The 21044-nt window shown below is 73.3% G+C and carries 25 protein-coding genes; 17 read left to right on the top strand and 8 right to left on the bottom strand.

All coding sequences use genetic code 11. The annotated features are described in order from the left end of the window. The first annotated feature begins 29 nt into the window (after positions 1 to 29). Positions 30 to 1175 (top strand): pyridoxal phosphate-dependent aminotransferase, encoded by a 1146-nt coding sequence (locus AB0I60_RS09585; RefSeq protein WP_360727242.1) that lies wholly within the window; start codon positions 30 to 32, stop codon positions 1173 to 1175. Between the two features lie 39 nt (positions 1176 to 1214). Then, a complete protein-coding gene (locus AB0I60_RS09580; protein ID WP_360727240.1) occupies positions 1215 to 1391 on the top strand; it encodes a hypothetical protein in 177 nt (58 codons plus the stop codon). Positions 1392 to 1433: 42 nt separating this feature from the next. Here AB0I60_RS09580 and AB0I60_RS09575 read toward each other — a convergent pair whose 3' ends face one another. Further along, positions 1434 to 2027 carry an HAD family phosphatase gene (locus tag AB0I60_RS09575; protein WP_360727238.1) on the bottom strand — a complete coding sequence of 198 codons (594 nt, stop codon included), beginning with the start codon at positions 2025 to 2027 and terminating at the stop codon, positions 1434 to 1436. Continuing rightward, positions 2024 to 3043, bottom strand: a complete 1020-nt coding sequence (locus AB0I60_RS09570) for a GntG family PLP-dependent aldolase (RefSeq protein WP_360727236.1) — start codon at positions 3041 to 3043, stop codon at positions 2024 to 2026. The genes AB0I60_RS09575 and AB0I60_RS09570 overlap by 4 nt, the downstream gene beginning before the upstream one ends. A 152-nt stretch (positions 3044 to 3195) precedes the next feature. Between AB0I60_RS09570 and AB0I60_RS09565 the strand changes: the two genes are divergently transcribed. The 7 genes from AB0I60_RS09565 (at position 3196) to purB (ending at position 8616) form a co-directional block, all read left to right on the top strand. Further along, complete coding sequence (locus AB0I60_RS09565; RefSeq protein ID WP_360727234.1) at positions 3196 to 3714, top strand: SigE family RNA polymerase sigma factor; 519 nt, start codon at positions 3196 to 3198, stop codon at positions 3712 to 3714. Positions 3715 to 3731: 17 nt separating this feature from the next. Continuing rightward, entirely contained in the window at positions 3732 to 4475 is a 744-nt protein-coding gene (locus tag AB0I60_RS09560; protein ID WP_360727232.1) for a hypothetical protein, read from the top strand. Between the two features lie 173 nt (positions 4476 to 4648). Then, positions 4649 to 4972: a multidrug efflux SMR transporter gene (locus AB0I60_RS09555; RefSeq protein WP_360727230.1), complete on the top strand. Its 324-nt coding sequence runs from the start codon at positions 4649 to 4651 to the stop codon at positions 4970 to 4972. A 13-nt stretch (positions 4973 to 4985) separates the two neighbouring features. Then, positions 4986 to 5573 (top strand): TetR family transcriptional regulator, encoded by a 588-nt coding sequence (locus AB0I60_RS09550; protein WP_360727228.1) that lies wholly within the window; start codon positions 4986 to 4988, stop codon positions 5571 to 5573. 84 nt (positions 5574 to 5657) lie between these two features. Next, a complete protein-coding gene (locus tag AB0I60_RS09545) occupies positions 5658 to 6188 on the top strand; it encodes a SigE family RNA polymerase sigma factor (RefSeq protein ID WP_360727226.1) in 531 nt (176 codons plus the stop codon). Continuing rightward, complete coding sequence (locus tag AB0I60_RS09540) at positions 6185 to 6994, top strand: hypothetical protein (RefSeq protein ID WP_360727224.1); 810 nt, start codon at positions 6185 to 6187, stop codon at positions 6992 to 6994. Before AB0I60_RS09545 ends, AB0I60_RS09540 begins: the two co-directional genes overlap by 4 nt. 191 nt (positions 6995 to 7185) lie before the next feature. Next, positions 7186 to 8616, top strand: a complete 1431-nt coding sequence (gene purB / locus AB0I60_RS09535) for an adenylosuccinate lyase (protein WP_360727222.1) — start codon at positions 7186 to 7188, stop codon at positions 8614 to 8616. A gap of 22 nt (positions 8617 to 8638) precedes the next feature. Here purB and AB0I60_RS09530 read toward each other — a convergent pair whose 3' ends face one another. From AB0I60_RS09530 to AB0I60_RS09515, 4 genes are read right to left on the bottom strand one after another with little or no spacing between them, the layout of a single operon-like run. Continuing rightward, entirely contained in the window at positions 8639 to 9058 is a 420-nt protein-coding gene (locus AB0I60_RS09530; RefSeq protein WP_360727220.1) for a hypothetical protein, read from the bottom strand. 48 nt (positions 9059 to 9106) lie between these two features. Then, complete coding sequence (locus tag AB0I60_RS09525; protein ID WP_360727219.1) at positions 9107 to 9856, bottom strand: amino acid ABC transporter ATP-binding protein; 750 nt, start codon at positions 9854 to 9856, stop codon at positions 9107 to 9109. Next, positions 9853 to 10686, bottom strand: coding sequence for an amino acid ABC transporter permease (locus tag AB0I60_RS09520; RefSeq protein ID WP_360727217.1), 834 nt, complete (start codon positions 10684 to 10686; stop codon positions 9853 to 9855). Before AB0I60_RS09520 ends, AB0I60_RS09525 begins: the two co-directional genes overlap by 4 nt. Next, a complete protein-coding gene (locus AB0I60_RS09515; RefSeq protein ID WP_360727215.1) occupies positions 10683 to 11537 on the bottom strand; it encodes an ABC transporter substrate-binding protein in 855 nt (284 codons plus the stop codon). The genes AB0I60_RS09520 and AB0I60_RS09515 overlap by 4 nt, the downstream gene beginning before the upstream one ends. A 63-nt stretch (positions 11538 to 11600) precedes the next feature. On the opposite strand from AB0I60_RS09515, the gene AB0I60_RS09510 reads away from it, so the two are divergent. Beyond that, a complete protein-coding gene (locus AB0I60_RS09510; protein ID WP_360727213.1) occupies positions 11601 to 12488 on the top strand; it encodes a phosphoribosylaminoimidazolesuccinocarboxamide synthase in 888 nt (295 codons plus the stop codon). 218 nt (positions 12489 to 12706) lie between these two features. Beyond that, complete coding sequence (locus tag AB0I60_RS09505; RefSeq protein ID WP_360727211.1) at positions 12707 to 13426, top strand: DUF2334 domain-containing protein; 720 nt, start codon at positions 12707 to 12709, stop codon at positions 13424 to 13426. On the opposite strand, the gene AB0I60_RS09500 is transcribed toward AB0I60_RS09505, so the two are convergent. Beyond that, entirely contained in the window at positions 13348 to 13959 is a 612-nt protein-coding gene (locus AB0I60_RS09500) for an MBL fold metallo-hydrolase (RefSeq protein ID WP_360727210.1), read from the bottom strand. The two genes, AB0I60_RS09505 and AB0I60_RS09500, sit on opposite strands and share 79 nt — an antisense overlap. A 270-nt stretch (positions 13960 to 14229) precedes the next feature. On the opposite strand from AB0I60_RS09500, the gene AB0I60_RS09495 reads away from it, so the two are divergent. After that, the gene (locus AB0I60_RS09495; protein WP_360727208.1) at positions 14230 to 15240 is read left to right on the top strand and encodes a serine protease; all 1011 of its coding nucleotides are present in this window, start codon (positions 14230 to 14232) and stop codon (positions 15238 to 15240) included. Positions 15241 to 15252: 12 nt separating this feature from the next. On the opposite strand, the gene AB0I60_RS09490 is transcribed toward AB0I60_RS09495, so the two are convergent. Further along, positions 15253 to 16224, bottom strand: coding sequence for an NAD-dependent epimerase/dehydratase family protein (locus tag AB0I60_RS09490; protein ID WP_360727206.1), 972 nt, complete (start codon positions 16222 to 16224; stop codon positions 15253 to 15255). Positions 16225 to 16391: 167 nt separating this feature from the next. On the opposite strand from AB0I60_RS09490, the gene AB0I60_RS09485 reads away from it, so the two are divergent. The 5 genes from AB0I60_RS09485 (at position 16392) to purL (ending at position 21009) form a co-directional block, all read left to right on the top strand. Further along, positions 16392 to 16925 (top strand): DUF3800 domain-containing protein, encoded by a 534-nt coding sequence (locus tag AB0I60_RS09485; RefSeq protein ID WP_360727204.1) that lies wholly within the window; start codon positions 16392 to 16394, stop codon positions 16923 to 16925. Between the two features lie 232 nt (positions 16926 to 17157). Continuing rightward, a complete protein-coding gene (locus AB0I60_RS09480) occupies positions 17158 to 17616 on the top strand; it encodes a hypothetical protein (RefSeq protein WP_360727203.1) in 459 nt (152 codons plus the stop codon). A 227-nt stretch (positions 17617 to 17843) separates the two neighbouring features. Further along, a complete protein-coding gene (gene purS / locus AB0I60_RS09475; RefSeq protein WP_360727202.1) occupies positions 17844 to 18083 on the top strand; it encodes a phosphoribosylformylglycinamidine synthase subunit PurS in 240 nt (79 codons plus the stop codon). After that, entirely contained in the window at positions 18080 to 18751 is a 672-nt protein-coding gene (purQ, locus tag AB0I60_RS09470) for a phosphoribosylformylglycinamidine synthase subunit PurQ (protein WP_360727201.1), read from the top strand. The genes purS and purQ overlap by 4 nt, the downstream gene beginning before the upstream one ends. Further along, a complete protein-coding gene (gene purL, locus AB0I60_RS09465; RefSeq protein ID WP_360727200.1) occupies positions 18748 to 21009 on the top strand; it encodes a phosphoribosylformylglycinamidine synthase subunit PurL in 2262 nt (753 codons plus the stop codon). The genes purQ and purL overlap by 4 nt, the downstream gene beginning before the upstream one ends. Positions 21010 to 21044 lie beyond the last annotated feature (35 nt).

Below are 21044 nucleotides of genomic sequence, written 5' to 3'. Positions count from 1 at the left end.
GGAGCGGGTGCCGGGGCTAGCCTGGGGCCATGCTGGGTGTAGCCGCACGGGCGGACGTGCCGCCGTTCCACGTCATGGACATCGTGTCCGCCGCCGCGCGCCGGCAGCGGACGCACGGCGACGTCGTCTCGCTGGCGGCGGGCCAGCCGGCCGGTCCCGCGCCGGAGCCGGTGCTGCGGGCCGCCGAGCGGGCGCTGCGCGAGCAGACCCTCGGCTACACCGAGCAGCTCGGCACGGTGGAGCTGCGGACCGCGCTGGCCGGGCACTACGAGCGGCAGTACGGGCTGGCGGTCTCGCCGGAGGACGTCGTGGTCACCACGGGGTCGTCCGGCGCGTTCCTGCTCGCGTTCCTGGCGTCGTTCGACGCCGGGGCGCGGGTCGCGCTGGCCCGCCCCGGCTACCCGGCCTACCGCAACATCCTGCGCGCGCTGGGCTGCGAGGTGGTCGAGCTGCCGTGCGGGCCGGACACCCGGTTCCAGCCGACCGTCGAGATGCTGGCCGAGGCCGGTCCGCTGGACGGCCTGGTCGTGGCGAGCCCGGCGAACCCGACCGGCACGGTGCTGCACCCGGCGGAGCTGGCCGGCCTGGCGCAGTGGTGCGCCGAGCGCGGCACGCGGCTGGTCAGCGACGAGATCTACCACGGCATCAGCTACGGCACGCCGCTCGCGTGCGCGTGGGAGACCTCGCGGGACGCGATCGTGGTCAACTCGTTCTCCAAGGCGTTCGCCATGACCGGCTGGCGGCTCGGGTGGATGCTGCTGCCGCCCGCGCTGCGCCGCGCGGTCGACTGCCTGACCGGCAACTTCACCCTCTGCCCGCCCGCGCTGGCCCAGCACGCTGCGGTCGCCGCGTTCGAGCCCGAGTCCTACGAGCAGACCGCGCGGCTGGTCGACGGCTACCGCCGCAACCGGGACGCCCTGCTCGCCGGCTTGACCGGGCTCGGCATCGCCAAGGTCGCCCCGGCGGAGGGCGCGTTCTACGCCTACGCCGACGTCTCGCACCTGACCGACGACTCGATGGGCTTCTGCCGCCGCCTGCTGGCGGACACCGGCGTCGCCATCGTGCCCGGCATGGACTTCGACCCGGTGCACGGGCACGAGTTCGTGCGGCTGTCGTTCGCCGGGTCCGCGCACGACATCGACGAGGCGCTGCGCCGGCTCAAGGGCTGGCTCTGAACCAGGAACCCGTGGGGCACGTCGGACGTTGGAGGGGACATGGTCAAGATAATCCTGTGGCTGCTGGCGGCCTGGCTGGTGCTGTCGCTGGTCGGAGCGGTCGTGAAGGGCCTGGTGTGGCTGGCGGTGGTCGGCGGCGTGCTGTTCCTGGCGACGGCCGCGTACGGGGCGATCAAGAGCGGCAGCGGGCGCAAGGGCATCAAGGGGCCGCGCTAGCCCCGCCCGGTCCGGGGCGCGGACGCCCGGTCGCCGCCGGGGTCAGGTGAGCAGGCCCAGCTCCACCAGCTCGGCGCGGGCGTGGCTCGCGGTGCGCCAGTGGATGCCGGTGAGGCCCGCCTCGGTCGCCCCGGCGACGTTCTCCTCGCGGTCGTCCAGGAACACGCAGTCGCGGGTGCCGAGCCGGTCCGCCAGCACGGCCCAGATCGCCGGCGCGGGCTTGGCCGCGCCGTGGTCGCCGGAGAACACCAGGTGCCGGAAGTGCCGCGCCCAGGGCTGCCGCGCCACGGCCCGGCCGAACGCGGAGGGCGCGTTGGACAGCAGCGCCAGCGGCACGCCGGCGGCGGCCAGCTCCTCGACCAGGGCCACCGACGCGGGCGAGGTCACCAGCCAGCCCTCGGTGTCCACGGCGGTCAGCTCGCGGGCCAGCTCCCCGGACACCTCGACGCCGGCGGCGCGGCCCACCGACCGCCAGTACTCCTCCTCGGGCTCACCCCGGTCGTAGGCGTCGCGGAAGGCCCAGTACGGGCCGGTGAACCGCTCGCGCGGCACGGCGAGCAGCGCGGCCAGCCGGTCCAGGTCGGCGTGGGTCTCGCTGATCACGTTGCCGTAGTCGAACACCACCCAGCGGCTCACGAGCTCACCGACTGGATCCGGCGCAGGGCCTCGGCCACGTCGGCGGCGGTCACGTCGCGGTGGGTCACGAACCGGACCTTGCCCGCCATCGGCCCCGCGTACACGCCGAGGTGCCGCAGGCCGGTCAGCGTCACGTCCAGGTCGGGCACGCCGGCCAGCACGATGTTCGTGGCGGGCTCGTCGACCTGCCAGCCCAGCTCCACCAGGCCCCGGGCCAGCGCGCGGGCGTTGGCGTGGTCGGCGGCCAGGTCTTCGACCCGGTCCAGGCCGACCAGGCCGGCGGCGGCCAGCACGCCGCCCTGCCGCACGCCGCCGCCCAGCATCTTGCGCAGGCGCCGGGCCTCCGCGACGAACGCGGCCGTGCCCGCGACGACCGAGCCGACCGGTGCGCCCAGGCCCTTGCTCAGGCACACCTGCACGGTGTCGACGCCCACGGTGAGCGCCGCCGGCGGCACGCCGAGCGCCACCGAGGCGTTCCACAGCCGCGCGCCGTCGAGGTGCACCTTCAGCCCGGTCTCGCGGGCGGCGGACACCAGCAGCGCGTGCTCGTCGGGCGGGGTGACCGCGCCGCCGGCCGCGTTGTGGGTGTTCTCCAGGCACAGCAGCGTGGTCTTGAGCGCGTAGTACGGGCCGGTGGAACCGGCGGCGGCGCGGACCGCGTCGGCCGTGATGCGCCCGGGGCCGTCGCACTCCAGCGGGTGGGGCATCCCGCCGGCGATCCACGCGGCGGTGCCCAGCTCGTTGTCCAGCACGTGCGCGCCGCGCGCGGCGAGGAACCGGTCGCCGCGCCGCAGGTGGGCGGTGAGCGCGATCAGGTTGCCCATCGAACCGGACGGCACCCAGAGCGCGGCCTCCACGCCGAGCAGGCCGGCGACCCGCTCCTCCAGGGCCTTCATGGTCGGGTCGTGTTCGAGCACGTCGTCGGCCACCTCGGCGGCCGACATGGCCAGGCGCATGTCCTGGTCCGGTCGGGTGACGGTGTCGGAGCGGAAGTCCAGGGGCGCGAGCAGGGTCACGAATGGATCACATCACACCGGGCAAGCCCTTACCGGTTGGCGGCTCCCGTACCACCATGGGGGTGACGCAGGTCTCGGGCAACCGGCGTGCAACCGTAGAACGGCCCGTTTACGTCCCGTAGGTGCAAGCACGACGAGCGGAGAGAGTCCGCGTGGATCAGCGCGACGAGCAGGAGTTCGCGGAGTACTTCGCAGCTCGCCGGGAGGCCGTGCGCCGAACGGCGTTCCTGCTCTGTGGTGACTGGCACCGCGCGGACGACCTCGCGCAGACCGCGTTCGTCGCGTTGCACCGCAGGTGGCGCAAGGTCCGGGACAAGCAGGCCCTGGACGCCTACGTCCGCCGGACCCTGGTGCGCGCGGTGATCGACGAGTCGCGCCGGCCCTGGCGTCGGGAGCGCTTCGTGGACGAGGTCCCGGAGACGCCCTCGCACGACGGGGAGATCGCCGACGCGGTCGCCACGCGGGAGGCCCTGGTCGCGGGCTTGAAGCGGGTGCCGCCCCGGCAGCGGGCGGTGCTCGTGCTGCGGTTCCTGGAAGGCTTGGACGTGTCGGCGGCGGCCGAGGCGCTCGGGTGCTCCGAGGGGACGGTGAAGAGCCAGACCTCGCGGGGTCTGGAGGCCCTGCGCGAAGCGCTGGGCGACACGATCGACGACTTGCGGCCCGCGTCGTGACGGGGAGGTGGAGGTAGGTGGACGAGCGCAAGATCGCGGATCTGTTCCGCGACGCGGCGAACGGCGCCCCGCCCGCGTCCTTCGACGTGGGCAACGTCCGCACGGCGTCGGCGCGGGCGACCGCGCGCAAGCGCACGCAGGTCGCCCTCGGTTCGGTGCTGTCGGTGATCGTGGCACTCGGCGGTGTCGTGGCGTACGCCAACCTGGTGCCCGGGGGGAACGTCAGTACGTCTGCGGGTTCCGCTGAGAGCTACACGTCCCCTAACCTCAGCCCGTTCGACCAAGCCGACCCGCGGCAGGCCCAGACGCCCGCCGCACCGGACCTGAGCGGCATGCCGCCCAAGAGCATCCCCGAGGACCCGTCTACGCAGGGGGACGGGACGTCGGGGACAACCGGTCGTCCGACGACCGGTGGCGCCTCCGGGTGCCAGGAGGTGGACCGGGAGCTCGCCGTCGCCCTCGCCGACGAGCTCCCGGCCGCCGACGGCTTGCAACCCTCGCACGCGGCGGCCAACTGCCCGACCGGTGCCCGGGGCGCCGGGTTCCTGGTGCGCGACGAGCAGGGCGTGTACGGGGTGGTGTCGGTGGTGCTGGTGCCGCCCGGCGTGCAGACCCTGGCCTCCACCTCGCCGTCCGAGGGTCGCGCGCCCGCCCGGGACGGGACGGTGTTCGTGCTCAGCGAGCCGGCCCAGGGGTCGGCGGTGGGCCCGTTCGAGGGCCGGTTGACCGACCTCGCGTCCCGGATCGCCGCCCGGCTCTGACCTGCGCGCCGGCCCGTCCGCCGTCGTCCCCCCGTCCCATCGGTCCCGCCCGTCCGCTCGGACGGGTGGCGCGGCGGTGCCCGGCGTGCCGGTCGGTGCCCCGCCCCGCAGAGTGGTACTGGTGTGCCACTAATTTGGTACGCTCGTGCCAGTTTCGTGCGGAGGAGGTAGTCATGGCGTGGGCCGTGCTCATCGTGTCCGGGTTCTTCGAAGCCGGCTGGGCGGTCGCGCTGAAGCTGTCCGACGGCTTCAGCAGGCTCTGGTGGACCGTCGTGTTCGCGGTGTGCGCGCTGATCAGCTTCGCCGGCCTGGCGTGGGCGATGAAGCAGCTCCCCGCCGGACCCGCCTACGCGGTGTGGACCGGCATCGGCGCGGCGCTCACCGCCGTGATCGGCATGGTCTGGCTGGGCGACGGGGTGTCCACGCTCAAGCTGGTGTCGCTCGGGCTCATCGTCAGCGGTGTCATCGGTCTGAACCTGGCCGGTGGCGGGCACTAGTACCTTTCCCCGAATGACAGCCGCAACGCCCAAGGGCGAGCGCCGCCGGCAGGCGCTGGTCGAAGCCGCCGCGGGCCTGCTGGTCGACGGCGGTTTCGACGCGGTCCGGCACCGCGCGGTGGCCGAGCGCGCGGGCCTGCCGCTCGCCTCCACCACGTACTACTTCGACTCGCTGGACGACCTGGTCGCCGCCGCGCTGGAGCACCACGGCCAGGGCGAGCTGGCGTACGGCAAGGCCCGCCTCGCGGAACTCGACGTCGAGGCGTGCGGCGGCGACGCGTTCATCGACCTCGTGCTCGACCTGCTGCTCGGGCCGACCGGCGGCGACCGCGACGCGGAAGCGGTGCTGCTGCGCTACGAACGGCTGGTCGCCACCGGGCGGCGGCCCTACCTCCGGCCGCTGATGCGCAAGCTCAGCGGCGAGCTGCACGGGCTGCTGATCGAGATCTTCGCCCGCGCCGGGCAGCCGGTGGGCCGCGAGCGGGTCGAGGAGCTGATCGCGCTGGTCGACGGGGCCGTGGTCAACGCCCTGATCGAGATCAGCCCCGACCCCCGCGCCGCCGCCCGCCGGATGCTGGCCAAGGCCATGGCGCCCCGCTGAGACTTCCGGGTGGAATTCCGCCCGGCGGTGCAACCCCACGCCTCCCCCGGGCGTGGTTAGAGGTGGGGGGCGGGGAGGGGAACGATGCGCAAGGCCGACGAACGGGCGTTCCGCGACTTCGCGGTCGGTCACGCCGCCGCGCTGCGCCGGACCGCGTTCCTGTTCTGCGGCGACTGGCACACCGCCGAGGACCTGATGCAGCTCAGCCTGCTCAAGCTCTACCAGGCGTGGCACCGGGTGGAGTGGCGCGACCACCCCTCGGCGTACGCGCGCAAGGTGCTGCTGCGCACCTGGCTGGACGAGAAGCGCCGGCCGTGGCGGCGGGTCGAGCAGCGCGACGGCGAGGTGCCCGACGTGGCCGACTCGTCGTCGGACCCCGAGCTGGCCGGCGAACGGCTCTGGGCCCGCGACCTGGTGCACGCCGCGCTGCTGCGCGTGCCGCCCCGGCAGCGGGCCGTGCTCGTGCTGCGCTACTTCGAGGACCTGCCGGTCAGCGAGGTCGCGGTGGCCATGGGCTGCACCGAGGGCACGGTCAAGAGCCAGACCGCGCGGGGGCTGGTCGCGCTGCGCGCGGCGGTGGAGGAACTGGAGGAGGGGGTGGTGGTGGCGTCATGAGCGAAGCGGAGCTGCGGGAAGGGCTGCGCGCGGCGGTCGGCGACGAACCACCGCTGACCTTCGACGCCGACGCGCTGATCGCGCGGGCCCAGAGCGCGCGGGCCGCGCGGAAGCGGCGCCGGGCGCTGGTCGTCGTCGGCGTGGCGACCGTCGTCCTGATGGGCACGGTGCTGTCGCTGCCCGGCGTGCTGACGCCGAAGAACCCCGTCGGGATCGACGCGCTCAGCGGACGGGTGCTGACCACCACGGCCGGGCCCCCGGCGTCGGGGCGGGCGACGAGCTTCCCCCTCCCGCAACCCACCCCCTCGACCCCGTGGTCGACGACGACCGGCCTGCCCGGGGGGCGGCTGACCGAGCTGACCACCTACCTGGAGGGCCGGTTCGCCGACGTCGTGCCGGGCACGACCAACGTCCGCGCCGAGGTCGTGGAGGTCGACGAGAAGTACCCCGCCGGTCTGGTCACCGCGTCGGTTTACTTCGAGCACCGGGCGGGTACCGGTGGGGTTGTGATCCACCTGAGCGGCCCGCCCGTCGCGATGAGCCGGAAGGACTTCTGCGTCGGGGTGAAGTGCGGGACGCCGCGCGAGCAGCCCGACGGCACCGTCGTGGAGTTCGCCGTCATCCCCGGCTCCTCGCCCACGAAGGTCGGGTACACCGCCGCGCACTTCCGGTCGGACGGCACGGTGGTCGAGGTCACCGCCTACAGCCACGACCCGGCACCGGGCGCGGACGTCCGCGACACCGTGCCGTTGAGCGACACCCAGCTCATGGTGCTCGCGTCGGACCCGCGCCTCTCCCTGTCCTGACCCGCGCCGGGGCCGCCGACGCGGCCCCGGTCTCCCCCCGCAGAGCCTTTTCCCCTGGGCGGCGGGCGCCGACTTCGCGTGCTGCGCCCGTCGTCCGTCCAGGGTCCGCCGGACCGGCGTGCCCGAGGGGCCGGCTGTGACGTCGCCGGCGGCGCGCGGGTCGGCCGCGGCCGGCTGGGTAGGCTTGGGCGGTGACTAGCAAGCCGCGCATCTCCAACGTCCTCGCAGGTCGCTACGCCTCCGCCGAGCTGGCCACGCTGTGGTCCGCCGAGCACAAGATCGTGCTGGAGCGCCAGTTGTGGCTGGCGGTCCTGCGGGCCCAGGCCGCGCTCGGAGTCGACGTCCCGGACGAGGCCGTGGCGGACTACGAGCGGGTGGTGGAGCAGGTCGACCTCGCTTCCATCGCCGCGCGCGAGCGGGTCACCCGGCACGACGTCAAAGCCCGGATCGAGGAGTTCAACGCCCTCGCCGGCCACGAGCACGTGCACAAGGGCATGACCTCGCGCGACCTCACCGAGAACGTCGAGCAGCTCCAGGTCCTGCGGTCGCTGGAAGCCGTCCGGGGCAAGGTGGCCGCCGTGCTCGCCCGGCTCGCCCGGCTCGCCGCCGAGCACGCCGACCTGGTGGTGACCGGCCGGTCGCACAACGTCGCCGCCCAGGCCACCACGCTGGGCAAGCGGTTCGCGTCCGCTGCCGACGAGCTGCTGGCCGCGTTCCACCGGCTCGACGGGCTGATCGCGCGCTACCCGCTGCGCGGCATCAAGGGCCCGGTCGGGACCTCGCAGGACATGCTCGACCTGATGGGCGGCGACCACGGCAAGCTGGCCGAGCTGGAGCGGACCGCCGCCGCGCACCTGGGCTTCGAGAAGGTGCTGACCAGCGTCGGGCAGGTGTACCCGCGCTCGCTGGACTTCGACGTGGTGTCGACCCTGGTCCAGCTCGCGGCCGGGCCGTCCAGCCTGGCCAAGACGATCCGGCTGATGGCCGGGCACGAGCTGGTGACCGAGGGCTTCAAGCCCGGCCAGGTCGGGTCGAGCGCCATGCCGCACAAGATGAACACCCGCTCGTGCGAGCGGGTCAACGGCTTCGCGGTCGTGCTGCGCGGCTACCTGTCCATGGTCGGCGAGCTGGCCGGCGACCAGTGGAACGAGGGCGACGTGTCGTGCTCCGTCGTCCGCCGGGTCGCGCTGCCGGACGCGTTCTTCGCGTTCGACGGGCTGCTGGAGACGTTCCTGACCGTGCTCGACGAGTTCGGCGCCTACCCGGCGGTGGTCGCCAAGGAGCTGGACCGCTACCTGCCGTTCCTGGCCACCACCAAGGTGCTGATGGCCGCCGTCCGCCGGGGCGTCGGGCGGGAGGCCGCGCACGAGGCGATCAAGGAGAACGCGGTCGCCGTGGCGCTGGCCATGCGCGAGCAGGGCGCGGGCAACGACCTGGTGGACCGGCTCGCCGCCGACCCCCGGCTGCCGCTGGACCGCGCGGAGGTGCAGGCGCTGCTGGACGACCGGCTGTCGTTCACCGGGGTCGCCGGCGACCAGGTCGCCTCGGTCGTCGCCCAGGTGGAGGAGGTGGTGGCCGCGTTCCCGGCCGCCGCCGGGTACGTGCCGGAACCGATCCTCTAGGCGAGCAGCGCCCCGCGCCGGGTCAGGGCCTGCCCCAGATCAGCCGGCCGCGCCGGGTCCGCTCGCACTCCAGCGGGCGGCCGGCGGGGTCGATCGCCGTCGCGCCCTCCTCCTCGCACGGGAAGCCCTGGAGGGCCACCGGCTCGAACTCGGGCCGGGTCGGCTCCACCGGTGTCGGCGTCGGCTCGACCTCGACGGGCGGTGGCGGTGCCGGTGGCGGCGGCTCCTCGGTGGTCGGCTCGACCGTCGGCGGCGGGGTGGTGGGCACCGGCCGCACCGAGATCGACGCCACGGCGGGCACCGAGCCGGGGGTCTGCGAGGTCGAGATGGTCGGGATCGGGACCGGGGTCGGTGCCGCCTCGGGCCTGCCGCACCCGCCGAGCAGCAGGCCGAGGCCGACGCTCGCGGCGGCGGTCGCACGGGCTGCCTGTCGGGCCATCACGGTAAGCCAGGGTAGGGGGCCCTCCCGTGACGCCCAAGGGTGGTCCGTTCACAGCCTCCCGGCCTCGATGATCCTCTTCAGGAACTGCCTGGTCCGCTCGTGCTCGGGGGCGCCCAGCACCTGCTCGGGCGGGCCCTGCTCGACCAGCCGGCCGCCGTCGAGGAAGCAGATCCGGTCGGCGACCTGCCGGGCGAAGCCCATCTCGTGGGTGGCCATCAGGATGGTCGCCCCGCGCGCCGCCAGCTCGCGGACCAGGCCGAGCACCTCGCCGACCAGCTCGGGGTCCAGGGCGCTGGTCACCTCGTCGAGCAGCAGCAGCCTCGGCGAGTAGGCCAGCGCGCGGGCGATCGCCACCCGCTGCTGCTGGCCGCCGGAGAGCCGGTCCGGGTAGCTGCCCTCCCGGTCGGCCAGGCCGACCCGGCCCAGCAGCTCGCGGGCGCGCGCCTCCGCCCGCTCGCGCGGCACGCCGTGCACCTCGCGCGGCGCGAGCGTGATGTTGTCCAGCACGGTCATGTGCGGGAACAGGTTGAACGCCTGGAACACGATCCCCATCCGGCGTCGCGCCACGTCGGCGTCGACCCTCGGGTCCGCGACGTCCACCCCGTCCAGCAGGATTTCGCCGTCGTCCACCTCCTCCAGCAGGTTCACGCAGCGCAGCAGCGTGGACTTGCCCGAGCCCGACGAGCCGATCAGCGCGACCACCTCGTGCTCCCGCACGTCGAGGTCGATCCCGGCCAGCACGGTGGTCGGCCCGTACCGCTTGACCAGGCCCCGCACCCGCAGCACCGGCGCGGTCATCGGCCCCCCTGGCGTTGTTCGGCGCGCTTGGCCATGGCGTCGGCGAAGCGCGCGGACGGTACCGCGAGCAGCACGAACAGCAGCCCCGCCACGACGTACGGGGTGAAGTCGAACGACCTGGCCTGCTCGATCTGGGCGGCCCGCACCGCGTCGACCGCGCCCAGCACGGAGATCAGCCCGCAGTCCTTCTGCAGCGCGACGAAGTCGTTGAGCAGCGCGGGCGCGACCCGGCGCACCGCCTGCGGCAGCACGACCAGCCGCATCGTCCTGCGCGGACCCAGGCCCAGCGACCGGGCCGCCGCCACCTGCGACGGGTGGACCGATTCAATCCCGGCCCGGAACACCTCCGCCACGTACGCGGAGTAGGCCAGCACCAGCGCCGCGCCACCCAGCACCACGGGGTCGTTGGGCACGCCGGTCAGCCGCAGCGCGGGCAGCCCGAACCCCACCAGGTAGAGCAGGATGATCAGCGGCAGGCCCCGGAACACGTCCACGTACGCCGTGGCCAGCACGCGCAGCGGGAACCACACCGGGCCGCGCAGCGTGCGCACCGCCGCGACGCCCAGCGCCAGCACCAGGATCAGCACGCCGCACACCAGCAGCACCCGCAGGTTCAGCCACAGGCCGTCCAGCACGGCCGGGAGCGAGCGCCAGGCCACGTCGAGGTCGAAGAACGAGTCCCGCACGCGCGGCCAGCCCGGCGCGCGGGTGAGCGTGAAGCAGCCGACGGCGGCGAACACCAGGGTCGACAGCAGGGCGACCGCGGTGGAGCGCCGCGAGCGGGAACGCCGGTAGGCCAGGCGTTCCCGCTGCAGCCCGCTGACCGTCACTTCAGCTCGGGTGCGGTGCCCGCCGCCGACAGCCACTCCTGCTCGATCGACGCCAGCCTGCCCTTGGAGCGCAGGGCCTCCACGGCGTTGGACACGCACCCGGTCAGCGCGCTGCCCTTGTCCAGCACGATGCCGAACTGCTCGGGCCGCCGGTCGGCGCCGGGGATCTGGCCGATGATCTGGCCGTCCTCCATCTCCGCCGAGGTGATCTGGAACGCGGTGGGCAGGTCCACGACCAGGGCGTCGATCTGCCCGGCCCGCAGGGCGGCCTTGGCGTCGTCGTTGGTGTTGTAGACGGCGACGTCCTGCTCGGTGGACAGCCGCTCGGCCGACTCGAACGAGGTGGTGCCGACCTGCGCGCCGATCTTGACCTTCCTCAGGTCGGCCAGCGTCTTCACGCCGGCGGCCTTCGACGTCTTCAACGTGATCGCCACCTGGTCCACGTCGTAGTACGGCGCGGAGAAGTCGACGGCCTGGCGGCGCTCCTCGGTGATGGAGAACTCGTTGATGTCGGCGTCGTAGGTCTTCTTGCCGGGCTGGACGGCGGCGTTGAACGGCACCCGCGTCCAGACCACGTCGGCCTTGCCGTAGCCGAGCTCCTCGGCCACGGCGTAGGCGACGGCGGACTCGAACCCCTTGCCGTTCGTCGGGTCGTCGTCCACGAACCACGGCGAGTAGGCCGGCTGGTCGGTACCGAAGGTGATCTTGCCCGGCGTCAGGGTCGCCAGCTTGTCCTTCGTGCAGGCCACGCCGTCGACCGCGGTCGGCCTCACCGGCGTCTCGTCGGCGGGGGCGCAGGCGACCGCGAACAGGGCGGCGGTCACGGTGAGCATCAGTGCGGGTGCGCGCATGGGTGGAATCTTGCCGCAGGTGGGAAGACCCGCCCATGAGCTGGGACAAGTAGGCTTCGGGCCGTGTCGAAGCTCGCTGATTACCGCCCCGTCGCCGCCGGCAAGGTCCGCCACCTGTACGAGGTGGACCCGGAGCTGCTGCTGCTGGTGGCGTCGGACCGGCTGTCCGCCTACGACCACGTGCTCTCCTCGGAGATTCCGGACAAGGGGCGCGTGCTCACCGCGATGAGCGTGTTCTGGTTCGAGAAGTTCGCGGACCTGGTGCCCAACCACCTCGTGGCCTGGGACGACCCGCGCATCCCGGACGAGGTGCGCGGCCGGGCGCTGCTCGTGCGCAAGCTCGACATGGTGCAGGTCGAGTGCGTCGCCCGGGGCTACCTGACCGGCTCGGGGATCGTCGAGTACCGGCAGTCCGGCGCGGTCTGCGGCGTCGCGCTGCCCGCCGGGCTGGTGGAGGCGTCGGAGCTGGAGCAGCCGATCTTCACGCCGGCGACCAAGGCGGCCCTCGGCGAGCACGACGAGAACGTGTCGTTCGAGCACGTCGTGGGCCAGGTCGGCGCGGAGCTGGCCGAGCGCCTGCGGGACGCGACGCTGACCGTCTACTCGGCGGCGCGGGAGTTCGCGCGGTCGCGCGGGGTCGTCCTGGCGGACACCAAGTTCGAGTTCGGCCTCGACGGCTCGGGCGCGCTGGTGCTGGGTGACGAGGTGCTCACGCCGGACTCGTCGCGCTACTGGCCGGCCGACGGGTACCAGGCCGGCCGGGTGCAGCCCTCGTTCGACAAGCAGTTCGTCCGGGACTGGCTGACCTCGCCCGCCTCGGGCTGGGACCGGGCCTCCGACACGCCCCCGCCGCCGCTGCCCGACGACGTGGTGGCCGCGACGCGCGCCCGGTACGTCGAGGCGTACGAGCGGATCACCGGACTGTCGTTCGCGGACTGGATCGGCGCGTAGCGGGACCGCGCCGGACCGACCCGCCGACGCGGCGTTGAGGCACCGCGCGGCCGTTGCCACTGCGCAAGCCGGTGCTACTGCGCAAGCCGGTGCTACTGCGCAAGCCGGTGCCACGGCGCGGCCCGGTGGGCGGCGGTGCGTGACGAGTTCGCGCGATCGGTCACCGGGCGTCACCTGCCCGTCAGCCCGGCGTCACACCGGTGCGGCGCACTGGGGGCATGGTCGCCACCCTCGTGGTTTCGCTGTCCGGCATCGGGCCGAGCACGCTCGCCCGGTGCGCCGACCTCGCCGCCGAGCTGGACCGGCGCGCGGTGCCGCTGTCCCTGCTGCTCGCCCCGCGCAAGTTCGTGCCGGGCGAGCCGCTGGACTGGGTGCGCGAGCGCGTGCGCGGCCGGGACGCGCTGGTCCTGCACGGGTTCGACCACAGCGCCGACCCGTGCCACCGGGCCGTGTCGCTGCGCAGGCGGGCCGAGTTCTCCGCGCTGCCCGCGCACGAGGCCGGGCTGCGGCTGGTCGCGGCGCGGGCGGCGGTGCACCGGCTGGGCCTGGTCACGGACCTGTTCGCCCCGCCCGGCTGGCTCGCGTCGCCCGGCACGGTGGTCGCGCTGCGCCGGCACCGGTTCGCGGTGTGCGCGGACATGGCCGGTGTGCGCGACCTGCGCTCCGGTGACGTGCGGGTGGGCCGGGTGCGGATGGTCTCCGAGCACTGGGGCCACCTGTCGGGCGTGGGCCGGGCGGCCCGGCGCGGCGGGTTCGTCCGGATCGGCGTGGACGCCGCCGACCTGGACCGGAGCGGCGTCCGGGACGTGCTGCTGGAGTCCGTCGACCTGGCCCTGCACCACGGGGCCGAGGCGGCGACCTACAGCTCCACCGACTCGCCGCGCGGCAGCACCAGGACCTCGACGCCCTCGGGCGAGGTGCCCGCCAGCAGCCGGTAGTACAGGTCCGTCCGGGCCAGGACCGCCTCGTGGACCGGCACCGCGACCCGGGGGCCGACGGCGGCCAGGAACGCGGCGGCGTCGGAGAGCTTCATCCACGGCGCGGCGGTCGGCAGGGCCAGCACGTCCACCGCCTGCTCCGGCACGGTCAGCGAGTCGCCGGGGTGGTAGAACGCGCCGTGGTCGACCAGGTAGCCGACGTTGACCGGCAGTTCGACCGACGGGTGGATCTGCTCGTGCGGCGCGTCGAGCACGTGCACCGACGCGCCCGCCACGGTCAGCACGTCACCCGGTCGCGCGGGGGTCGCGCCCTCCAGTTCCTCGGCGGAGTAGAGCCGGGCACCGGGGTTGTTCGCCAGCAGGTCGGGCAGCCGGACGGTGTCCAGGTGGTCCGGGTGGTGGTGCGTGACGAGCACCGCGTCCAGCCCGGCGACCTGCTCGAACCCGGTCGACCAGCTACCCGGGTCGAACAGCAGCCGGGCCGTGCCGGTGTCCACGAGCACGCACGAGTGGCCGAAGTGGACGATCCGCATCCCTTGATCCCCTTTGTCGCGTTTTCGGACGTTCGGCGGCAGACACCCGGCGGTGGCGTCCGGGAGCATCACTGTTCGTAACTGTCCCTGATCGGAACGTGAGGTGATCCAGTGCGAGGCACCCTGCGCCTCTTTGCTGCCGCCCTGCTCGTTCTACCCGTCCTCTCCGCAACCGCAACCGCAACCGCAACCGCCACCGGGACCGCAACCGGGACCGCCGCTGCGGCGCAGCACTTCGAGCCCACCCGCCAGGTCGGCCAGGACGAGGCGGTGTCCACCGTCCTGGGTGGCGGGTCCACGTCCACGACCCTCTCCCGGCCCGGCTCGTGGTACCTGAAAGCCCACTTCACCGGCCTGCGGCTGGTCGGCGGCGACGTGCTGACCGTGGCCGACCCGACCGGGGCCGAGTCCTACCGGTACACCGCCGACGTCCTGGCCTCCGGCACCGCGTCGCAGGACGCCACCGGGTTCTGGGCGATGTCGGTGACCGGCGACCGGGCCGTCGTGTCGATCACCGGCCGCGACGGTGGCCGCGCGCACCCCGCGTCCCGGGTGCGGGTCGACAAGATCACGCGCGGCTTCACGGAAGCCGAGCTCGCGGCGTCGGTCGGCCCCCAGAGCATCTGCGGGGCCAACGACTACAAGGACGCCGTCTGCTACCAGAGCAGCAACCCCACCGAGTTCGGCCGCACCAAGGCCGTCGCCAAGCTGCTGCGCAACGGCGGATCGCTGTGCACGGCGTGGCGGGTGGGCCCGAACAACAAGATGCTCACCAACAACCACTGCTTCACCAGCGGCACCGGCATCGAGGTGTGGTTCAACTACCAGTGCACGACGTGCGGCGGCACCACCTCCGCGACCGTCACGAAGGTGCTCGTGCAATCGGTGATCAAGACCAGCACCGCGTTGGACTACACCCTCTTCAGCGTCACGAACTTCGCGAGCATCAGCTTGTTCGGCTACCTGGAGCTGGACGCGCGGGTGCCCGCCGTGGGCGAGGAGATGTACGTCATCGGCCACCCGTCGGGCAAGCTCAAGAAGCTGTCGCTGCGCGACGACCAGAACGCCGGCGGGTACTGCAAGGTGTCGGCGGTCCGCGTCAACGGCGACTCCGCGCAGTCCGACATCGCCTACCGCTGCGACACCGAGGGCGGCTCGTCCGGCTCGCCGGTGCTGTCGCGGCAGACGCACAAGGTCGTCGGCCTGCACCACTGGGGCGGGTGCCCCAACCAGGGCGTGCGGATCGACCTGATCGCCGCGCAGGTCAACCCGGTGCTCTGACGCGGGTGCCGCTCAGCCCAGGGCCCTGAGCAGGGCGACCTCGACGTCCTCCGGGAGGCCCGCCCGGCGCTGCCGGTCCAGGCCGAGGCCGCGCTCGTGCTCCAGCGAGTCGAGCGCGGTCTCGGACGTCGGGCGCGGGCGCAGCCCGGCCGCCAGCACCGGTCCGGCGTCGCGCAGCATCAGCGCCCGGTGCGAGGCGGGCAGCCACAGCGGGAGGCTGCGCGGACCCGCCCACGGCGCGACCTCGTGCCCGGCCAGCACGGCCTCCGGGACCCGGACCAGCTCCGTGCCCTGCGGCGCGACCGCGCCCGCGACCTCGCCGAGCACCAGGCTCAGCGGGTTGGTCGGGCCGACCGCGTCGAACGTGCCGCCGGTCCGGTGCTCGGCGCAGTCCACGACCCAGGCGGCCAGGTCGCGCACGTCGACGTGCTGGGTGGCCTGGTCCGGCACGTCCGGCACGACCACCCGCCCGCCCCGCGACAGCCGGTTCGGCCAGTACCCGAACCGGTCGCTCTTGTCGCCGGGCCCGGTGATCAGGCCCGCGCGGACGATGAGCGCGTCCTCGCCGTGCACGTCGCGGACCGCGTTCTCGCTGGCGACCTTCACCGACCCGTACCGGTCGGGCGTCGTCTCGGCCGCCGGGTCGTCCTCCAGCGGCGGCAGCGTGGTCCTGTTGCCCGGGGTGGCGTGGTCGGCGTAGACGGAGCAGCTGGAGATGAACGTCCAGTGGTCGGCGCGGAGGTCGCGCAGCGCGGCGCGGACCCAGGAGACGGACATCGTGGCGAGGTCCACCACGGCGTCGAAGGACTCGCCGACCAGCGGCCCGAGCCCCTCGTCCCGGTCGACGGCGACGTGCGCCGCCCCGTCGGGCACCCGCCCGGACTCCCCGCGCGCCGCGCACACCACGTCGTGACCCCGCCGCACCGCCTCGGCGGCGACCGCCTTGCCGAGGAAGACCGTCCCGCCCAGCACCAGGATCCGCATGATCCCCACCCTGGGCGCGATCGCCACCCACCGCCAGCCCGTCCGCCGACAGCGAACGCCCACCGCAGCGGTGCGGCCAGGCGTGAAATTTGCGTTGCCGGCCGAACGCACGTTCGAGTGGAGGTGCTCCGCCGGCGGTGCCGAAGTGCCGATGCCCGGACGTGACCGTGCACGCGTTCGTAGACGAGTCCCGCCGCAACGACACGTACCTGCTGGCGATGGCGATCGTCCAGCCGAAGGACCTCTCCCGGCTCCGCAAGCACCTGCGCGGCCTGCTCTTCCCCGGCCAACGGGAGTTGCACTTCAAACTGGAGAAGCCCGCACGCCGCCGGTTCCTGCTGGCGAAGGTGGTCGAATTCGGCATCCGGGTGGACGTCTACCGAGCCGACTGCCGGCGGGGTGAGGAGGCTGCTCGACAGCAGTGCCTGGTGAGCCTGGCGGACGACCTGCTCGACAACCAGGTGCGGCGCGTGGTGTTCGACAGTCGACCTGGGCGCGACAAGCTCGACGAGATCACGATCCGAGGGGTGCTGGGCAAGCAGGCGCGCGAGGAGCGGGTCGTTTACGAGCACCTGGACAGCACCAGCGAGCCGCTGGTGTGGTTGGCCGACATCGTGGCCTGGTGCTACGGCGCGGGCGGGGACTGGGCACGGCGGGCCGCGCCCGTGCTGGGTAACGTGATTCGGCTGGACCGGCCGTAGAAAGCGCGAAGCGCGGCCGCCGACCGTCCGGACGGGTGCCGCGCTCACTTCCTCGGCTTACGGGCCGAAGCTGGTTCAAGGTTAGCAGCGCGATGCGGAGAACCGCGCTTCCCCATCGGGTGAATGTCGGTGAACGTGGGCTCCCGCCCACCACCAGTCCGTCCGTCGACAGCGAACGCCCACCGCCGCAGTGCGGCCAGGCGCGGAAAGCCCGACCCGAACGCACGTTCGAGTGGAGTTGCTCCGCAAGCACCTGCGCGGCCTGCGCTTCCCCGGGCACCGCGAACTGCACTTCCACAACGAGAAGCCCGCCCGGCGCAGGTTCCTCCTGGCCAGGATGGCCGAGTTCGGTGTCCGGGTCGACATCTACCTGGCGAGTTGCCGGGAGGGCGAGGAGCGGGCCCGCCAGGTCTGCCTGGCGAGGGCGGTCGACGACATCCTCGACGTCGACGCGAGCCGCCTGGTGCTGGACAGCCGCTCCGGTCGGGACGAACTCGACCGGTTGACGATCCGCCGGGCGCTGGGCAAGCGGGCGCGGGAGACGCGGGTCGGGTACGAGCACTTCGACAGCGCGAGCGAGCCGCTGCTGTGGCTGGCCGACATCGTGGCCTGGTGCTACGGCGCGGGCGGGGACTGGGCACGGCGGGCCGCGCCCGTGCTGGGCAACGTGATCCGGCTGGACCGGCCGTAGAAAGCGCGAAGCGCGGCCGCCCGCCGTCCGGCGGGGTGCCGCGCTCACTTCCTCGGCTTACGGGCCAAAGCTGGTTCAAGGTTAGCAGAGCGGTGCCGGGAACTGCGGTCCACCAACGGGTGAATGCCGGTGAACCTGTGCCCCCCGCCACCTGTGAACTTGATGAACACCCAGCTCAGGTAGGCTCCCGGGGTACCGCCAGCTTGCTAACCAGGGAGCAGCCTGTCGTGGCCCGAGTCGTCGTCGACGTCATGCCGAAGCCCGAGATCCTCGACCCGCAAGGACAGGCGGTGGCCAACGCGCTGCCCCGTCTGGGTTTCGACGGAATCACCACTGTCCGCCAGGGCAAGCACTTCGAGTTGGAGGTCGCCGACGACGTCGACGACGCCGCGCTCGCCAAGATCGCCGAGACCTTCCTCGCCAACCCGGTGATCGAGGACTTCGTCGTCAGGCGGCTCGACGCATGAGGGTCGGGGTCATCACGTTCCCCGGCACGCTGGACGACGTCGACGCCGCCCGTGCCGTCAAGTACGCCGACGGCGAGGCCGTCCCGCTCTGGCACGCCGACCACGACCTCAAGGGGGTCGACGCGGTCATCGTGCCCGGCGGCTTCTCCTACGGGGACTACCTGCGGTGCGGTGCCATCGCGCGGTTCGCGCCCGTGATGCAGGAGGTGGTCGAGGCCGCGCGCAAGGGGATGCCGGTCCTGGGCATCTGCAACGGCTTCCAGATCCTGTGCGAGGCGCACCTGCTGCCCGGCGCGCTCACCCGCAACGACAAGCTGCACTTCGTGTGCCGCGACCAGTGGCTGCGGGTCGAGAACACCGACACCGCCTGGACCTCCCGCTACGACGCGGGCGCGGAGATCCTGGTCCCGCTCAAGTCCGGCGAGGGCGGTTACCAGGCGGACGCCGACACCCTCCGCGAGCTGGAGGACGAGGGCCGCGTGGTGTTCCGCTACGTCGGCGGCAACCCGAACGGGTCGCGCAACGACATCGCGGGCATCACCAGCGCGAACGGCCGGGTGGTCGGCCTCATGCCGCACCCCGAGCACGCGATCGACGCCCTCACCGGCCCGACCGACGACGGCCTGGGCCTGTTCCTGTCCCTGCTCGACGCGGTGGTAAGCGCATGACCCTGGACACCGTCAAGAACGCCGAGGCCACGCCCGAGCAGGACCAGCCGTACAGGGAGCTGGGCCTCAAGGACGACGAGTACACCCGGATCAAGGAGATCCTCGGCCGCCGCCCCACGGACGCCGAGCTCGCCATGTACTCGGTGATGTGGAGCGAGCACTGCTCCTACAAGTCGTCCAAGGTGCACCTCAAGTACTTCTCCGAGACCACCACCGACGAGATGCGCGCCAAGATGCTCGCGGGCATCGGCGAGAACGCCGGCGTGGTGGACATCGGCGACGGCTGGGCGATCACGTTCAAGGCCGAGTCGCACAACCACCCGTCCTACGTCGAGCCGTACCAGGGCGCGGCGACGGGCGTCGGCGGCATCGTGCGCGACATCCTGGCGATGGGCGCGCGCCCGCTGGCCGTGATGGACCCGCTGCGGTTCGGGCCGGCCGACGCGCCGGACACCCGCCGGGTGCTGCCGGGGATCGTGGCGGGCGTCGGCGGCTACGGCAACTGCCTGGGCCTGCCCAACATCGGCGGCGAGGTCGTGTTCGACGCGACCTACGCGGGCAACCCGCTGGTCAACGCCCTGTGCGTCGGCGCGATGCGGGTCGAGGACCTGCACCTGGCGCACGCCTCGGGCACCGGCAACAAGATCATCCTCTACGGCGCGCGCACCGGCCTGGACGGCATCGGCGGCGTGAGCGTGCTGGCCAGCGAGACGTTCGACGACACGGCGGGCAAGCGCAAGAAGCTGCCCAGCGTGCAGGTCGGCGACCCGTTCACCGAGAAGGTGCTCATCGAGTGCTCGCTGGAGCTGTTCCGCGAGCGCCTGGTGGTCGGCATCCAGGACTTGGGCGGCGCGGGCCTGTCCTGCGCGACCAGCGAGCTGGCCTCGGCCGGTGACGGCGGGATGCGCGTGCACCTGGAGCGGGTGCCGCTGCGCGCCACCGGCATGACGCCGGCGGAGGTGCTGTCCAGCGAGTCGCAGGAGCGCATGTGCGCGGTCGTGCGGCCGGAGGACGTGGACGCGTTCCTGGCGGTCTGCGCCAAGTGGGACGTGATCGCCACCGAGATCGGCGAGGTCACCGAGGGCGACCGGCTGGTGATCACCTGGCACGACGAGGTCGTGGTGGACGTCCCGCCGCGCACCGTCGCGCACGAGGGCCCGGTCTACCACCGGCCGATCGAGCGCCCGGCCGACCAGGACGAGCTGGTCGCGAACACCCCGGACGCGCTGCCCAGGCCGGCGGAGGGCGACCTGCTGGCCCTGGTCAAGACGATGGCCGCGTCGCCGAACCTGGCGTCGCGGAGGTGGGTCACCCAGCAGTACGACCGGTACGTGCGCGGCGGCACGGTGCTCGCGCAGCCGTCCGACTCGGGCATGATCCGGATCGACGAGGACACCCACCGGGGCGTGGCGCTGTCCACGGACTGCAACGGCCGCTACACCCGGCTCGACCCGTACGCGGGCGCGCAGCTCGCGCTGGCCGAGGCGTACCGGAACGTGGCGACCAGCGGCGCGACGCCGGTCGCGGTCACCAACTGCCTCAACTTCGGCTCGCCCGAGGACCCGGGCGTGATGTGGCAGTTCGAGCAGGCCGTGAAGGGCCTCGCCGACGGCTGCGTCGAGCTGGGCATCCCGGTGACCGGCGGCAACGTCTCGTTCTACAACCAGACCGGCGCGACGGCGATCCTGCCGACGCCCGTGGTGGGTGTGCTCGGCGTGATCGACGACGTCCGCCGCCGCACCCCGACCGGGGTGGGCGCGGAGGCCGGCGAGACGCTGGTGCTGCTCGGCGAGACGCGCGCGGAGTTCGGCGGCTCGGAGTGGGCGCACGTCGTGCACGGGCACCTGGGCGGCGTGCCGCCGAAGGTCGACCTGGCGCGGGAGAAGCTGCTGGGCGAGGTCCTGGTGGCCGGGTCGCGGGACGGGATGCTGTCCGCCGCGCACGACCTGGCCGAGGGCGGCCTCGCGCAGGCGCTGGTGGAGACCTGCCTGATCGGCGAGACCGGCGCGCGGGTCTTCCTGGAGGGCGACCTGTTCACCGAGCTGTTCAGCGAGTCCTCGGGCCGGGTGCTGGTGGCCGTGCCGCGCACGGAGGAGCTGCGGTTCACCGACATGTGCACGGCGCGCGGCCTGCCGTGGCGCAAGGTCGGCGTGGTGGACCCGGAGTCGCGTTCGCTGGAGGTCCAGGGGCTGGGGCAGCTCGACCTGGACGAGCTGCGCGCGGCCTGGGAGGGCACCCTCCCCGCCCTGTTCGACTGAGCCGGGCACCGGGCCGCCCGGGTGCCGGCGGGATC

It is taken from the genome of Actinosynnema sp. NPDC050436 (assembly GCF_040655415.1).
Taxonomy (GTDB): domain Bacteria; phylum Actinomycetota; class Actinomycetes; order Mycobacteriales; family Pseudonocardiaceae; genus Actinosynnema.
Note: the sequence above shows the minus strand (reverse complement) of the source record. Positions and strands in the feature narration are given on the sequence as shown.

What these genes read in the sequence shown, in the direction of transcription:
- AB0I60_RS09515 (WP_360727215.1), bottom strand. Translation starts at nt 11,537, where the DNA reads ATGCGCGCACCCGCACTGATGCTCACCGTGACCGCCGCCCTGTTCGCG.
- AB0I60_RS09500 (WP_360727210.1), bottom strand. Translation starts at nt 13,959, where the DNA reads ATGCGGATCGTCCACTTCGGCCACTCGTGCGTGCTCGTGGACACCGGC.
- AB0I60_RS09585 (WP_360727242.1), top strand. Translation starts at nt 30, where the DNA reads ATGCTGGGTGTAGCCGCACGGGCGGACGTGCCGCCGTTCCACGTCATG.
- AB0I60_RS09540 (WP_360727224.1), top strand. Translation starts at nt 6,185, where the DNA reads ATGAGCGAAGCGGAGCTGCGGGAAGGGCTGCGCGCGGCGGTCGGCGAC.
- AB0I60_RS09505 (WP_360727211.1), top strand. Translation starts at nt 12,707, where the DNA reads ATGGTCGCCACCCTCGTGGTTTCGCTGTCCGGCATCGGGCCGAGCACG.
- AB0I60_RS09525 (WP_360727219.1), bottom strand. Translation starts at nt 9,856, where the DNA reads ATGACCGCGCCGGTGCTGCGGGTGCGGGGCCTGGTCAAGCGGTACGGG.
- AB0I60_RS09555 (WP_360727230.1), top strand. Translation starts at nt 4,649, where the DNA reads ATGGCGTGGGCCGTGCTCATCGTGTCCGGGTTCTTCGAAGCCGGCTGG.
- AB0I60_RS09550 (WP_360727228.1), top strand. Translation starts at nt 4,986, where the DNA reads ATGACAGCCGCAACGCCCAAGGGCGAGCGCCGCCGGCAGGCGCTGGTC.
- AB0I60_RS09545 (WP_360727226.1), top strand. Translation starts at nt 5,658, where the DNA reads ATGCGCAAGGCCGACGAACGGGCGTTCCGCGACTTCGCGGTCGGTCAC.
- purQ (WP_360727201.1), top strand. Translation starts at nt 18,080, where the DNA reads ATGAGGGTCGGGGTCATCACGTTCCCCGGCACGCTGGACGACGTCGAC.
- AB0I60_RS09490 (WP_360727206.1), bottom strand. Translation starts at nt 16,224, where the DNA reads ATGCGGATCCTGGTGCTGGGCGGGACGGTCTTCCTCGGCAAGGCGGTC.
- AB0I60_RS09580 (WP_360727240.1), top strand. Translation starts at nt 1,215, where the DNA reads ATGGTCAAGATAATCCTGTGGCTGCTGGCGGCCTGGCTGGTGCTGTCG.
- purL (WP_360727200.1), top strand. Translation starts at nt 18,748, where the DNA reads ATGACCCTGGACACCGTCAAGAACGCCGAGGCCACGCCCGAGCAGGAC.